The organism is Kitasatospora sp. NPDC023118, from assembly GCF_055560875.1.
In genome coordinates, this window is sequence record NZ_JBVHHW010000047.1 from 1 (window position 1) to 13,292 (window position 13,292).

The following is a 13,292-nucleotide window of genomic DNA, read 5'->3' on the forward strand; positions in this document are numbered from 1 at the left end:
GGAGGGACAACCACGCGCAAGCGTGCGAGTGTCCGTGAACCTCAACACCCCACCGGTGTTGGAATCCCCCGGCTTTAGCCGGGGGAGGATGTCAACGGAAGGTCGGTCTGCTCCAGCAGCACCCGGGCGGCGTCGACGCGCCGGGCCAGCAGCCACTGGCCGGGGCTGGTGCCCAGCTGCTCGGCGAAGTGCCGGGCCAGGGTGCGCCCGGAGAGCCCGGCGCGGGCGGCGAGGTCCTCCACGGCCAGCCGCTCCCCCAGGCGCTCCTCGGCCCACTCCAGCAGCGGGGCCAGCGACTCGTCCGCCCGGGCGGGCGCCGGGACGGCGGCGTACTGCAGCTGGCTGCCCTCGCGGTGCGGGGGAAGCACCATGTGCCGGGCGACCTGGGCGGCGTAGGCCGCGCCGTGGTCGCGGCGCAGCAGGTGCAGGCACAGGTCGACGCCCGCGCCGGAGCCGGCGCTGGTGGCGACGTCGCCGTGGTCGACGTACAGCACGTCCCGGTCGACCGTCAGGGCCGGGTACTCGGCGGCGAGTTGGGCGGTGCGGGCCCAGTGGGTGGTGGCGCGGCGCCCGTCCAGCAGTCCGGCCTGGGCCAGGACGAAGGCGCCGGTGCAGATGGACACGATCCGGGCGCCGCGGGCGTGGGCTGCGCGCAGCGCGTCCAGGACGGCGGGCGGCACCGGGGAGCCGGGCGGCTGCCAGCCGGGGACGACCACGGTGTCGGCCCGTTCCAGCGCCTCCAGGCCCGCGTCGACCAGCAGCGGGACGCCGAGGGTGGTCGGCACCGGGCCGGGGGTCGGGGTGCACAGGGTGAAGTCGTAGTGGGAGCGCAGTCCGGCGCGTTCGGTGCCGAAGGCCTCGGCGGCGCAGGCGAGTTCGAAGGGCGCCTGGGGCGCGCCGAGCAGGGCCACCACGCGGTGGCGGGCCGGGTTCGCGGCGGAGGCTTCCATGGCGGGAATGTACCCGAGGATGTCTTTCAGGACTCTGGGGCGGTGGGTGCGGCGGCGGCCACAGTGGGGGGCATGAGCGAGAACGACGGGAACGACGGGTTGAAGACGACGCTGCTGGCCGAGGACGTGGAGCCGGTCGAGGTGGGGCCGGGGATCGTGCGGCGGCGGCTGACGGCCACCGGGTACGCGCGCGGCTGGCTGATCGACTTCGCGCCGGGCAGCCAGTGGCCGGAGGTGGACGTGCACCACACCGAGGAGCGCTACTACGTGCTCAGCGGCGAGGTGATCGAGGGGGACGAGCGACACCCGGCGGGCAGTTACGTGGTGTTCGCGCCGGGCAGCAGCCACCGGCCGCGCACCGAGACCGGTGCGCGGATGCTCGGGATCACCCTGGGCTCCGCCTGACGGGGGCCGGCCTCGGGTGTGCCCGTGACCTCCCGCCGGACCGGCCGCGTCGAGCCGCCGTCCGCCCGGACGGCGGCTGGGCACGCGTCACCGGTGGTAGAGGCGGCGGGGCCGCGGGGTGATCCGCTCCGCGGCCCCGCTCGCGTGCTCGTCGGAGCCGGCCCCGGCGGGCGGCCTGGATGCCCGCCGGGAAGCGGGTCGTGGCGCCGAGGCGGGTGAGGAGGGTGGAGGCGCGGGGCGCCCCCGGGGGGCCGGGGGCCCGCCCCCCACGGCCCCCCCCTGCCCCCCCCCCCGCCGGGGGCGCCGCCCCGGGGGGGCGCCCGGGCGCCCGCCGGGCAGCGGGGTGGGGGCCCCGCGGGGGGGCTGGGGGGGGGCGGCGGGGCCCACCCGGGGGCCCCGCGCCTCCAAGCCGTCAGCTCCCGTCCTGCCGCCGCGCGCGCTCGGGCGGGCGGCGGCTCGGCGTCTGCCCGTCCGCGGGCATTCCCAGGTGCGCGAGGACCTCGCGCACGGCCAGGCGCCCGGCCTTGCGGTAGGAGTGCTCGCTGGTGTCCACGTCGTGCACGACGGTGTGGTGCACGACCGGCGCCAACGCCACGGGGACGCCGGGCAGTTGCTCGGCCGGCTCCGCGCTCACGCCCTCGGTCAGCGCGGCGTGGTAGCGGGCGAGTTCCTCCGGCGTCGGGTCGCCGCGCACGGTCGCGCCGGCGGCGGCCTCCAGGTGCACGCCCTCCTCCCACGGCTCGAAGTCCACCGTGGCGTCCGCGACATCGCTCGGGCAGGCCGTCTGGAACACGTAGCGGGCCCGCACGCCGCGCACCGGGCGGGGCGGGAAGGCCGTCATCGGCCGGGGTCCGTCACGGCTCCGATGGGCCGGTCAGGAGTAGGTGATCTCGACCGAGGTGATGACCACGTCCTCGACCGGGCGGTCGTCCTCGGTGGGCGCGGCGGCGATCGCGTCGACGACGGCCTTGGAGGAGGCGTCGGCGACCTGGCCGAAGATGGTGTGGCGGCGGTTGAGGTGGGTGGGGGTGCCCACCGTGATGAAGAACTGCGAACCGTTGGTGCCCGGGCCGGAGTTGGCCATCGCCAGCAGGTAGGGCTTGGTGAAGAACAGCTCCGGGTGGAACTCGTCCGCGAAGGCGTAGCCGGGGCCGCCGGTGCCGGTGCCGGTCGGGTCCCCGCCCTGGATCATGAAGCCAGCGATCACCCGGTGGAACAGGGTGCCGTCGTAGTACGGGCCGCTGCCCGGCTCGCCGGTGCGCGGGTCGGTGTACTCCCGGGTGCCGTCGGCGAGTTCGACGAAGTTGCGGACCGTCTTCGGCGCGTGGAACGGGAACAGTTCCAGCCGGATCGGGCCGGCCGTGGTGTGCAGGGTGGCGAACCGGGCAGTGGCCACGGGTGACTCCTCGGGTCGTTCAGTCGATCATCAGGGCTTTCGGATGGGCATCCTGGCACAGTGAGGGGTTCGCGCCCGAACCGGGTGGGCCGGAAGGGGAAAGGGGTGACCGCGATGGTCGGTGCGGTACTGGTCGCGCTGCTGGTGCTGGTCGTCGCCGGGTGCGGCTGCGTGGTGTGGGCCGAGCGCGGCGGGCCGCGCTGGGTGCGCGCGGTCGCGGCCGTCACGCTCGGCGCGGGAGAGGCGCTGCGGGCGCTTTGAGCGCAGTCAGCGCCGCCGGCGCAGGCGGCATCGGGGCATGAACGGCGGCGGCGGGGGCGGGGACTGAGCGGCCCGGCGGCTGAGACACGCGTATCCCCGGCCGTCGCCGTGACGGCGGCGACGGCCGGGGAGGTACGGGGTGTCAGCTCTCGGCGGAGCGGCGACGGGAGATCGCGACCAGCGCGGCCCCGGCGGCGAGGGCCGCGGCGGCGCCGCCGGCCTCCCAGCCGAGCCCGTCGGTGCCGGTGGCGGCGAGCGTGCCGGTGCGGGTGGCGGTGGCCTCGGCGCCCGTACCCGTACCCGTGGCGGCGGTACCGGAGCCGGTGGTGGCGGTGGTGGTGGTCTCGGTCAGGGCGGCCGGCTGGACGGTCTGCGGCTGCTGGGCGCCCTGGTTCTGCTGCCCGGCCGGCTTGTCGGCGGGCTTGTTCGCGGCGGCCTCGTCCAGGGCGCGGGCCTTGGCCCAGCCCTCGTTGAGGAAGGCCAGGATGTCGGCGTCGCTGCCGTCCATCGCCTTGCCCGCCGCCTCGCGCACGGCCGGGCCGCCGGAGGACATCAGCTGGGCGACCTTCACCCGGTTGTCGTCGGAGCGCAGCTTGGGCAGCTCGACCTGCAGGAAGTGGGCCACGTCGGCCGGGGAGCCGTTGAGCGCCTTCTGGGCGGCCTCGACGGTGTGCCGGCCGGTATTCTTGTCGGCCAGGATGACCAGCACCGCGACGCGGTCGTCCTCGGCCTGGGCGGCGGGCCAGCCCTCCTTGAGGAACTTCGTGATGGCCTCGTCGCTGCCGTCCATCGCCTTGATGGCCCCCTCGCGCACGGCGCGGCCGCCGGAGGCGATGAGCTGGGCGACCTTCACCCGGTTGTCGCTGGCGCGCTGCTGGGGCAGCTCGGTCTCCAGGAAGTGCCGCATCTCGGCGGCGGTGCCCTTGAGGGCCTTCTCGCCGGCCTCGCGCACCCCGCGACCGGTCTCCTTGTCCGCGAGGATCCGCTGGATCTCGGCGCGGTCCTGGTCCTCGGCCTGGGCGGCGGGCCAGCCCTCCTTGAGGAACTGCGCGATGGCCGCGTCGCCGCCGTCCAGCGCCTTGCCGGCCGCCGCGCGCACGGCCGGGCCGCCGGAGGCCATGATCTGGGACACCTTCACCCGGATGTCGTCGCCGCGCTGCTTGGCCAGATCGACCTCCAGGAAGTGCCGCATCTCGGCCGCACCGCCCTTGAGGGCCTTCTCGCCGGCCTCGCGCACCCCGCGACCGGTCTCCTTGTCCGCGAGGATCCGCTGGATCTCGGCGCGGTCGCGCTGCTCCTGACCGTCGGTGCCCTCGGCGGGGGCGGCGTCCGGCGCGGAACCCGAGGCGGTGTCAGGGCCGGAGACGCCGGCCGGCTGGGGGGCGTCGGCGGCCGAGGCCGTCGAGGGGAACAGCACGGCGGGGGCCAGGACGGCGGCCGCGACGACGGCGGACACCCGGGGCAGCTTCATACAGCGGAACCTGCTTCTTCAATGTGAAGGGATCATGAACGCCCCACAGCATAGATCCTCTTTTGCTTTTGCCATACCAGATATTTGCCCGCATCCGCCGGACCCGCCGAAGGCGTGTCCCGCCTGGTCAAGTACGCCGCTAGGGTGGGGCGGATGAGCTTCCATCTGGTCGTCGGACACGGGCCCGCCGGGGCCGCCACCGCCCGCCTGCTGGCCGAACAGGGCCACCGGGTCCGGGTCGTCACCCGCACCGGGCGCCCCGCCGGGCAGACCGCCGAGGGCGTCGAACACCTCGCGCTCGACGCGAGCGACCCCGCCGGGCTGGCGCAGGCCGCCCGCGGCGCCGCCGCGATCTACGGCTGCGCCGCCCCGCCGCTGCCGCAGTGGACCGAGCGCTGGCCCGCCCTCAACTCCGCACTGTGCGCGGCGGCCGAGGACAGCGGCGCGGTGCTGGTCATGCTCGGCAACCTGTACGGCTACGGCCCGGTCGAGCGTGCGATGACCGAGGACCTGCCGCTGGCCGCGACCGGCCCCAAGGGGCGGGTGCGGGCGGCGGCCTGGGAGCAGGCTCGGGCGCTGCACGAGGCCGGGCGGATCCGGGCCGTGGAGGTGCGGGCCTCGGACTTCTTCGGACCGGGCGTCACCGACGGCGGCCACCTGGCCGCCCGGGCGATGCCGGCCCTGCTGAAGGGCCGTGCGGTCGCGGCGCTCGGCGACCCGGACACCCCGCACAGCTGGACCTACCTGCCCGACGTGGCCCGGGCGCTGGCCGAGGTCGCGGGCGAGGAACGCGCCTGGGGCCGGGCCTGGCACGTGCCCACCGCCCCCGCCCTGTCGGTGCGCGCGATGGTCGATCGCCTGGCCACCGAGGCCGGCACCGGCCCCGTCGCGGTGCGCCGCCTGTCCCCCGTCCTGCTGGGCGCGGCCGGGCTGTTCTCCCCGCTGCTGCGCGAACTGCGCGAGGTCCGCTACCAGTTCGACCGCCCGTTCACCGTGGACGCCTCCGCGTACCAGGCGGAGTTCACCGTCCGGGCCACGCCGCTGGCGGAGCAGCTCGCGGCGACGGTCGGCTGGTGGCGCGAGCGGCTGGAGCCCTGACGACACATCAGTGCTTGAGCGCGTCCGCCCCGCGGTATCCGGCCGGCACGCCCTCGATCAGGATGATGTCGGCGACCATGTGCCGGGTGCGCAGCGGCAGGATCTCTCGGTAGGCGGGCGAGTCCCACCAGGCGCGGGCCCGCTCGACGTCGGGGAACTCGATCACGATCGTGCCGCCCGAACCCCAACGGCCCTCCACCGTCTCGTACGCGCCGCCGTGGACGATGAAGCGGCCGCCGAAGGCGTCGAGGGTGGCGTCGATACGCTCCAGGTACTCGACGATGTCGGGGCCGAACTCCACCGAGTGGACCTGGGCGATCGCGTAGGCGGTCATGGCTGCTCCTGCGGGGTTCGTCGTGGGTGTTTCCGTCTGACGTCTCCGACAGTAGGGCGCGGGGAGTAGGGGCCGAATCAGTCGCGTATCGGTAGGGGTGACGTAGGAGCCGGGAGCGGGCGCCCTCCTCCTGGCCGACCACCTCCCGACCCTGGACTCGCCCCGGCGCAGCAGGCGAAAGCCCCGCACGGGCACAGCCCGTGCGGGGCACCCCTGTTGCTTCAGCCAGCCGGAAACTCCCCGCCCTTGACCCCTGCGAGGAACGAGGACCAGACGTCAGCGGGGAACAGCAGCACGGGGCCATCGGGGTCCTTGGAGTCACGCACCGGCACGACATCCTTGATTCCGGCGGCGATCTCCACACAGTTGCTCTGCGCGCCCGAGAATGACGACTTTCGCCAGACGAGGTCAGCATCGGCCGCACCCTGGGGGATGCTACTCATCGCTGTGCTTTCCTTTCGCGATGCGCTCGATGAGCGCGATTGATTCCTTGCGTGGCAGAGCCTCGGCCAGCGCTCTGCGGAACAGGTTGGAGTACTTGAACACCTCTCCCGGCTCCTCGATGTAGAGCGTGCTGAGGAGGCTGTCCACGTACACCACATCCGTCTCTGCGCTCTCGGGAAAGCTCAGGATGACGAGCGGCCCGAACAACGCGGCGTGAACGTCCGAATCCTCGGGCAGCACCTGGACGTTGACGTTCGGCCGGTCAGCCATGGCGACCAGGTAGTCGAGCTGCTCCCGCATCACCGCCCGTCCACCGATCTGATGCCTCAGGACGGACTCCGACAGCACGACCCACAGCCTGAGCGGAGATTCGCGCGTCAGCACTGCCCGCCGCTCCAGCCGGACCTTTGTCAGCCGCTCCACCTGCTCCACGCTGGCGTCCTCTATCTGCGCCCGCACGACAGCCCGGGTGTAGTCCTCGGTCTGCAGGAGGCCTGGAATCAGGAATGTCTCCACGCTGTAGGCGTCGGAGGCATCGGCCTCCAATGAGATGTAGTCGGCATACAGCGGCGACAACGTGTCGGAGTACCTGTCCCACCAGCCGCGCAGGCGTCCGTCCCGCGACAAGTCCTCCAGCTGGCTACGCGTGGCTTGATCCGTCACTCCGTAGTAGTCGAGCAGCAGTCGGAGGTCCACGATCCGGATCCCGGATTGTGCGGCCTCGATGCGACTGATCTTGCTCTCGGCGCAGGCCAGCTGCCTTGCCGATTGAGCGATCGTCATCTGCGCAGCAACCCGCATCTCCTTGAGCGTTCGAGCGAGCCGCCGCTGCCGGACAGTCGGGTTCCTGTTCACGGGCACGCGCTGACCTCCCAGTGGTGTGTGCGGTGCCAGTCTGCCGCCCTCTGCGCGCGACAACAATCTTTGATCACTTCCAAAGTAGGGACTTGCACTTTAGAAGTTCCCAGGAGCATGCTACTCAACGTAGTGAGTACTGCCACACACCGTGATCATGGCGGGCTCATCACTCCGGGCATTCCCATGCCTTCCTCAGCCGTCTTCACCCCGCACACTCCGGAGGTGGCTCCGCCATGCCTGAAACCGACTCGCCCCGTCCCGCCCCCACCGAGAAGGCCTACCGGCTGCCCCGGTGCCGGACCTCCCCCGGCGTCGCCCGTCAGCGGCTCCGCGACTTCCTCGCTCCCTTCCCGGTCGGCGAACTCCTCCTCCCAACCGGCGAGTTGCTCGTCAGCGAGTTGGTGACCAACGCCGTCCAGCACGCCCGGGTCCCGCGCGACCGCCTGATCCACGTCCACTTCCACCTCACCCCGGACGACACCCTCCGCATCGAGGTGCACGACGCCGACAGCGAGAAGCCCGCGCTCCGCGAAGGCGCCGCTTCCGACGAGACCGGCCGGGGCCTGCTCCTCGTCCACGAGTTGGCCCGGAGCTGGGGCTGTTCCCCGCGCGAGGGCGGCATCGGCAAGTTCGTCTGGTGCCACATCACCCCCGGGGAGGCCGTCGCGTGACCACCGCCGTCCGGGCCGAAATCACGGGCATCATGGTGCCCGCCCTCTTCCCCGGCCTCGACCACGCCCTGCCCGTCCTCTGGGAACGCGTCCGCGAACTCCCCGTCCGGGAGGCACACCGGGACTTCATCCGGATCTGCATCGGCCCCGGCGGCGGCCAGGGCGTCGCCCGTTGCCTGGCCCGGGGCGGCAGCTGGAGCACCACCCTCTACGTCGGCGGCATGACCGACTGGACCGCCCACCCGATCACCATCACCACCCACCACCCCTGAACCGCCCGTCCCCGCCCGGCATTCACGCCGGGCGGGGACGGAAAGCCAAGTCCGCTGCTACTCGGCCCGCTAGTGGACGAAGCGGGGCGGTTGCTCGCCCCAGGTGACGACGGCACCGATGGGGCTCGGGCTGATCCCGCCGGAGACCACTCCGTGAAGGAACTCGGCCATGCCCGTAGGAGTCGGCGGGCGCGGTGTCGGCGGTTCCCGTCTCGCTCACCGCACCCGATCCATCCGGCAGTCCTGGACCGTCGCGACTTTGTCGAGGCTGCTCCCACCCTCCCCGGCGACTCCCGGGTCCGGCTGCCTCACCCCACCGCTACGGCGGAAGGGAGATGAAGGTCTTCCACCCCATTCGGTACAACAACAGAGCCTCGTGGCGCACTCGGTCTTCACGTACAGTGCGGTCAAGAGGGTGTTCGGATCGGTCGTCACGCACGGGTCTCGGACACCTTCGTCCCTTGGGCAGCGCGGCACTTCGGATGTACGTGGGATCGGTCCCGGATTCGGCCGGGCACCACGAGGGGAGAGACGATCGTGGGGGAACTGGACGGCAGGACCGCACTGGTGACAGGCGGCTCGCGCGGGATCGGGCGCGCGGTCGCCCTCCGGCTCGCCCGCGAGGGGGCGCTGGTCGCGGTCCACTACGGCGGCAACGACGCGGCCGCCGCGCAGACCGTGGCGCTGATCGGCAAGGCCGGCGGCCGGGCGTTCGCGGTGCGGGCCAGGTTCGGCGAGAGCGGTGCGGTGGACTCGTTGTTCGAGGGGCTCACCGCCGGGCTGGCGGAGCACGGCGCGGACGGCCTGGACATCCTGGTCAACAATGCGGGCATCCACTCGGTCAGTTCGATCGGGCAGCTCACCGAGCAGGAGTGGGAGCGGCTTCTGGCGGTCAACGTGAGCACGCCGGTCTTCGTGGTCCAGCGGGCGCTGCCCCTGCTGCGGGAGGGCGGACGGATCGTCAACGTGGGCTCGGCGGCCACCCGGATCGCGAATCCCCTCCAGATCGGCTACACCGTCACCAAGGCCGCGCTGGCCGCCCTCAGCCCGTCGCTCGCCAACGAACTGGGTCGGCGCGGGATCACGGTGAACACGGTCGAACCCGGGGTGGTGCTGACCGACATGACCGCCAGGTGGACCGGCGCTCCCGAGGCGATGGCCGGACTTGAGTCGATCACCGCGCTCGGACGGATCGGCGAGCCGGAGGACGTCGCGGATGTGGTGGGCTTCCTGGCGGGTCCGCAGGGGCGCTGGGTGACCGGCCAGATCATCGATGTCTCCGGCGGTACCTACCTCGGCCCCATCACGGGCGGCTGATCCGCCGCCCGGTCAAGTACCAGGGCGTTGACGTCGGACTGGGCGGAGCGGAACTTCGGATCCACTCGTCTAGGCTCGGGTGGTGCCGGAGGTCTCCGAAGGGAAGGCGGGCTGCACGTGCTGGGGTTCGACGGGAGCGGGTTCCTGCGGGACGGGGTACCACACCGGGTAGTGGCCGGGGCGGTGCACTACTTCCGGGTGCATCCCGATCTGTGGGAGGACCGGCTGCGGCGGGTGCGGGCGCTGGGAGTGAACACGGTGGACACGTACGTGCCGTGGAACTTCCACGAACTGCGGGCCGGGGAGGTGGACTTCACCGGATGGCGCGATGTGGGGCGGTTCGCGCGCCTGGCCGGGGAGTTGGGGCTGGACGTAATCCTGCGCCCGGGCCCGTACATCTGCGCCGAGTGGGAGTTCGGCGGGCTGCCGGCCCGGCTGCTCGCGGTGGACGGGCTGCGACTGCGGTGCGCGGACCCGGCGTACCTGGCCGAGGTGGACGGCTGGTTCGACGCGCTGGCGCCCGAGCTGCTGCCGCTGCTGGCAAGCCGGGGCGGGCCGGTGGTGGCGGTGCAGGTGGAGAACGAGTACGGCAGTTACGGCGACGACGCCGCCTACCTGCGCCACCTGCGCGACGGCCTGGTACGGCGCGGGGTGGACTGCCTGCTGTTCACCGCCGACGGCGCCCACGACACCATGCAGCAGGGCGGCGCGATCCCCGGGCACCTGGCCACCGCGACCTTCGGCTCGCGCGCCCCCGAGCGCCTCGCGCTGCTGCGCCGCCACCAGGCGGACGGGCCGCTGGCGGCGATGGAGTTCTGGATCGGCTGGTTCGACCAGTGGGGCCGCCCGCACCACGTCCGCGACCCGAAGGAGACCGCCGCCGCGCTGGACGAACTGCTGGCCACCGGAGCCTCCGTGAACCTCTACATGGCGCACGGCGGCACCAGCTTCGGCCTGTGGTCCGGCGCCAACCACTCCGGCGCCCACCCATACGACGCCGGCTACGAGCCGACCGTCACCAGCTACGACTACGACGCGCCGATCGGCGAGGCGGGCGAGCTGACCGAGAAGTTCCACGCGCTGCGCGAGGTGATCGGCCGCCATCTGGACCTGCCGGACGAGGGCGAACTGCCGCCCGCGCCGCCGCGGGTGGCCCCGCAGCGACTGGCGCCCGCCCAGGGACGGGCCGCGCTGTCGGCGAACCTGGACGCACTGTCGCACCCAGTGGAGCGGGCGGCGCCGCTGCCGATGGAGACCCTCGGCCAGGACCGCGGCCTGATCCACTACCGCACCCGCGTACCCGGGCCGCGCCCCGAACTTCCGCTGCGCATCGACGGGTTGGCCGACCGGGCGCAGGTGTTCGCCGACGGGCGCCCGCTCGGGACGCTGGACCGCAACTCCCCCGGCGCGGCGTTGCCACTGGCCGTCGGGGAGGGCGGGGTGCAGCTGGACATCCTGGTCGAGGCGCTGGGGCGGGTGAACTACGGGCCGCAGATGGACGACCGCAAGGGCATCACGCGTGGCGTCTCGCACGGGCACCAGCGGCTGTTCGGCTGGCAGATCCGGCCGCTGCCGCTGGCCGACCTGTCCGCGCTGCGCTTCTCGGACGAGGCCGAAGCGGCTGACGGGGAGCCGGTGTTCCATCGGTTCACGGCCCGACTGGACTCCCCCGCCGACGCGTTCCTCGCCCTGCCCGGCTGGGGGCGCGGGCTGCTGTGGGTCAACGGCTTCCTGCTCGGCCGCTACCGGGCGCAGGGGCCGCAGCGCACCCTCTACGCCCCCGCGCCGCTGTGGCGCGCCGGGGACAACGAGGTGGTCGTGCTGGAAATCGAACTCCACGGCGAGGCGGTGGAGTTGCGCGACCAGCCGGACCTGGGGCCAACCACGGACGCACCCAGCGCCCAGTACTGACGGCGGCGCGAGGTGGTCAGTCCCACCAGAAGAACCAGTGGTGGGAGCCGACCAGCTGCTCGGCGTAGGCGGTGAGGGTGCCGGCGCCCTGGTGGATCTGGTCGGGGCAGAAGGCGGCATGCTCGGCGGCCAGCGGGAGCGCCTCAGCGAGAGTCGCGGACGGTGCGGCCACGCTCAACTGCAGCGTGTCGAAGCCGACTTCGACGACCTGGGCACCGAAGCGGCGCTCCCAGTCGGCGAGCACGGCCGCGATCTTCGCGATGTCGCTCTCGTGGTTGAGCGGGCCGCTCCACCCGCACGCCACCAGCGCCTCGGCGCCGCTGGCGGCCCGCACCAGGCCGAGCCGGACGTCCTTGACGGACTGCAGCACCCCGGCCAGCCCCCGTGCCTCGGCGTCGGCCGCCCCGCCGGGGACGGTGGCGGCGGGCGCGAGGCCGGGCCAGGCCGCGCCGTAGGGGGCGAGAGCCTCGAACTCCTCTTCCATGTACCCGGGTTCGATCTCCTCGCCAGGCTCCCACCACTCGCGCAGCACGGCCGCCGGGTCGTGCTCGGCGGGGTCGGAGGCGCAGCCCGGGTCCAGCTCGCCGGACAGCCAGGGCCGGAAGTCCGGGTCCGCGTCGTTCAGCGGGCTGAGCAGCAGCGGCCACAGCCCGCTCTGCGCGTGCGCGCGGTGCAGTTGCGCCCACAGGCCGGCGGGGGCGGGGGCGTCGCTGATCCACAGCAGGGGCTCCTGCCCGCCGCCCTCGTCGGCGACGACGGAACGGCCGGGCGGCAGGGATGCGGGCGGGGCGACGTCGAAAGGCCAGGTCATGCGCCCACCGTAGGGGCGGGGACTGACAACGGGACTGCCGGTCAGGCCGCGCGCTGTCCGTGGAGGAGGACGGGCAGCGTGCGGTTGGCGAGGCCCTCGGTGACGCGGGCGGCCTGGGCGGGGGCCATGACGTCGGGCAGTTCGCGCACGGGGACGAAGCGGGCGCCGAGCAGGCCGCTCCTGTGCTGGGGCGGGACGGTGAGGGGGGTGTCGTCGCGGACGGTGCCGCCGTCGAAGACGAGGTTGAGGCGTTCCAGGTAGCGGTCGGCGGGGGTGAAGTCGACGGCGAGGATGTGGGTCAGGCGCAGGCGGAGGCCGGTCTCGGTGTGCAGGTGGCGGGCGGCGGCCAGGTGCGGGGGCTCGTTCGGCTTCGCGGCGCCGCCCGGCAGGATCATCCCGTCCATGTAGTCGGGGTTCACGAGCAGGACGTCGCCGCGCCGGTTACGGACGAGGACGAGGCAGCCGAGCCGGGTCACGGGCGGCTTGGCGAGCAGGCGGGGGTCGCGCATCGGGCGGTTCACTTTCTGAAGGCGACGAAGAGCAGGAGGGAGAAACCCGCCCACCACAGCAGGCGGGCCAGGAGTTCAGACGTCATGCGTCAGGCGCTCGTAGCGCAGCCCCTTGCGCAGCAGGTCGACGATCCGCAGGAGGTCGACCGGGCAGGCCGTGACGTGGAGCAGGTACTCGCACGTCAGACGCCCGTTGGCCCAGTCGACTTCGAGGGTGGGGAGTTGGACGCGGCCGAGGGCGAGGACGGTGGTCAGGTCGTCCAGGACGACGGCGGCCTGCCGGCGCTGCTCGGCGGTCGCGCGGGAGAGAGTGGAGGGCATCACTGCTCCCCCGGCCGCTTGTGCACCTCGAAGCCCTTCCACGCGCTCCAGGCGTCGGAGAAGAAGGTGAAGGAGGCCAACTCGCCGGTGGCAGCGCTGCGCAGCCACTGGCCCGTCATCTCGTTGCGCACCCGGTAGCACCGGGCCCCGGTGTCCCAGAGGACGCCGTAGCCGTGGAGACGGGGAACCTGGTCTTGGGCCATGAGGATGGAACCCTCCGCGATCGATGTTTCACGTTCTGTGCACATGATGGCCCGGCGTCG

At 73.1% G+C, this 13,292-nt stretch carries 18 protein-coding genes; 7 read left to right on the plus strand and 11 right to left on the minus strand.

The features are described from left to right. Positions 1–74: 74 nt before the first annotated feature. Positions 75–950 carry a DJ-1/PfpI family protein gene (locus ACZ3UD_RS35210; RefSeq protein WP_465597337.1) on the minus strand — a complete coding sequence of 292 codons (876 nt, stop codon included), beginning with the start codon at positions 948–950 and terminating at the stop codon, positions 75–77. Between the two features lie 72 nt (positions 951–1,022). Here ACZ3UD_RS35210 and ACZ3UD_RS35215 point away from each other — a divergent pair, with 72 nt between their 5' ends. Then, a complete protein-coding gene (locus ACZ3UD_RS35215) occupies positions 1,023–1,355 on the plus strand; it encodes a cupin domain-containing protein (protein ID WP_402949011.1) in 333 nt (110 codons plus the stop codon). 412 nt (positions 1,356–1,767) lie between these two features. Here the strand turns inward: ACZ3UD_RS35215 and ACZ3UD_RS35220 are convergent, their stop codons facing one another. Beyond that, entirely contained in the window at positions 1,768–2,196 is a 429-nt protein-coding gene (locus ACZ3UD_RS35220) for a hypothetical protein (protein WP_465597340.1), read from the minus strand. Positions 2,197–2,229: 33 nt separating this feature from the next. Beyond that, positions 2,230–2,751 carry a peptidylprolyl isomerase gene (locus ACZ3UD_RS35225; protein WP_465597343.1) on the minus strand — a complete coding sequence of 174 codons (522 nt, stop codon included), beginning with the start codon at positions 2,749–2,751 and terminating at the stop codon, positions 2,230–2,232. 105 nt (positions 2,752–2,856) lie between these two features. Between ACZ3UD_RS35225 and ACZ3UD_RS35230 the strand changes: the two genes are divergently transcribed. After that, entirely contained in the window at positions 2,857–3,012 is a 156-nt protein-coding gene (locus ACZ3UD_RS35230; protein ID WP_465597458.1) for a hypothetical protein, read from the plus strand. Between the two features lie 142 nt (positions 3,013–3,154). Here the strand turns inward: ACZ3UD_RS35230 and ACZ3UD_RS35235 are convergent, their stop codons facing one another. Next, positions 3,155–4,483: an ALF repeat-containing protein gene (locus tag ACZ3UD_RS35235; RefSeq protein WP_465597346.1), complete on the minus strand. Its 1,329-nt coding sequence runs from the start codon at positions 4,481–4,483 to the stop codon at positions 3,155–3,157. 153 nt (positions 4,484–4,636) lie between these two features. Here ACZ3UD_RS35235 and ACZ3UD_RS35240 point away from each other — a divergent pair, with 153 nt between their 5' ends. Continuing rightward, on the plus strand, positions 4,637–5,581 hold the full coding sequence (locus ACZ3UD_RS35240; RefSeq protein WP_465597349.1) for an NAD-dependent epimerase/dehydratase family protein: 945 nt from the start codon (positions 4,637–4,639) through the stop codon (positions 5,579–5,581). Positions 5,582–5,588: 7 nt separating this feature from the next. Here the strand turns inward: ACZ3UD_RS35240 and ACZ3UD_RS35245 are convergent, their stop codons facing one another. The 3 genes from ACZ3UD_RS35245 to ACZ3UD_RS35255 all read right to left on the minus strand — a co-directional run bounded on the left by ACZ3UD_RS35245 (position 5,589) and on the right by ACZ3UD_RS35255 (position 7,220). After that, a complete protein-coding gene (locus ACZ3UD_RS35245) occupies positions 5,589–5,915 on the minus strand; it encodes a DUF1330 domain-containing protein (protein ID WP_465597352.1) in 327 nt (108 codons plus the stop codon). Positions 5,916–6,136: 221 nt separating this feature from the next. Then, positions 6,137–6,358 carry a DUF397 domain-containing protein gene (locus ACZ3UD_RS35250; RefSeq protein WP_465597355.1) on the minus strand — a complete coding sequence of 74 codons (222 nt, stop codon included), beginning with the start codon at positions 6,356–6,358 and terminating at the stop codon, positions 6,137–6,139. Further along, entirely contained in the window at positions 6,351–7,220 is an 870-nt protein-coding gene (locus tag ACZ3UD_RS35255; RefSeq protein WP_465597358.1) for a helix-turn-helix domain-containing protein, read from the minus strand. The genes ACZ3UD_RS35250 and ACZ3UD_RS35255 overlap by 8 nt, the downstream gene beginning before the upstream one ends. A gap of 230 nt (positions 7,221–7,450) precedes the next feature. Here ACZ3UD_RS35255 and ACZ3UD_RS35260 point away from each other — a divergent pair, with 230 nt between their 5' ends. The 4 genes from ACZ3UD_RS35260 to ACZ3UD_RS35275 all read left to right on the plus strand — a co-directional run bounded on the left by ACZ3UD_RS35260 (position 7,451) and on the right by ACZ3UD_RS35275 (position 11,388). Then, the gene (locus tag ACZ3UD_RS35260; RefSeq protein ID WP_465597361.1) at positions 7,451–7,888 is read left to right on the plus strand and encodes an ATP-binding protein; all 438 of its coding nucleotides are present in this window, start codon (positions 7,451–7,453) and stop codon (positions 7,886–7,888) included. Next, complete coding sequence (locus tag ACZ3UD_RS35265) at positions 7,885–8,160, plus strand: hypothetical protein (protein WP_465597364.1); 276 nt, start codon at positions 7,885–7,887, stop codon at positions 8,158–8,160. The genes ACZ3UD_RS35260 and ACZ3UD_RS35265 overlap by 4 nt, the downstream gene beginning before the upstream one ends. A gap of 537 nt (positions 8,161–8,697) precedes the next feature. After that, a complete protein-coding gene (locus tag ACZ3UD_RS35270; RefSeq protein ID WP_465597367.1) occupies positions 8,698–9,477 on the plus strand; it encodes an SDR family NAD(P)-dependent oxidoreductase in 780 nt (259 codons plus the stop codon). A 117-nt stretch (positions 9,478–9,594) separates the two neighbouring features. Then, positions 9,595–11,388, plus strand: coding sequence for a glycoside hydrolase family 35 protein (locus ACZ3UD_RS35275; RefSeq protein WP_465597370.1), 1,794 nt, complete (start codon positions 9,595–9,597; stop codon positions 11,386–11,388). A 16-nt stretch (positions 11,389–11,404) separates the two neighbouring features. Here ACZ3UD_RS35275 and ACZ3UD_RS35280 read toward each other — a convergent pair whose 3' ends face one another. The 4 genes from ACZ3UD_RS35280 to ACZ3UD_RS35295 form a co-directional block, all read right to left on the minus strand. Then, on the minus strand, positions 11,405–12,199 hold the full coding sequence (locus ACZ3UD_RS35280; RefSeq protein WP_465597373.1) for a DUF4253 domain-containing protein: 795 nt from the start codon (positions 12,197–12,199) through the stop codon (positions 11,405–11,407). 41 nt (positions 12,200–12,240) lie between these two features. After that, the gene (locus ACZ3UD_RS35285) at positions 12,241–12,708 is read right to left on the minus strand and encodes an NUDIX domain-containing protein (RefSeq protein WP_465597376.1); all 468 of its coding nucleotides are present in this window, start codon (positions 12,706–12,708) and stop codon (positions 12,241–12,243) included. A gap of 75 nt (positions 12,709–12,783) precedes the next feature. Next, a complete protein-coding gene (locus ACZ3UD_RS35290) occupies positions 12,784–13,029 on the minus strand; it encodes a hypothetical protein (protein WP_465597379.1) in 246 nt (81 codons plus the stop codon). Continuing rightward, positions 13,029–13,232 carry a hypothetical protein gene (locus ACZ3UD_RS35295; RefSeq protein WP_465597382.1) on the minus strand — a complete coding sequence of 68 codons (204 nt, stop codon included), beginning with the start codon at positions 13,230–13,232 and terminating at the stop codon, positions 13,029–13,031. The genes ACZ3UD_RS35290 and ACZ3UD_RS35295 overlap by 1 nt, the downstream gene beginning before the upstream one ends. Positions 13,233–13,292 lie beyond the last annotated feature (60 nt).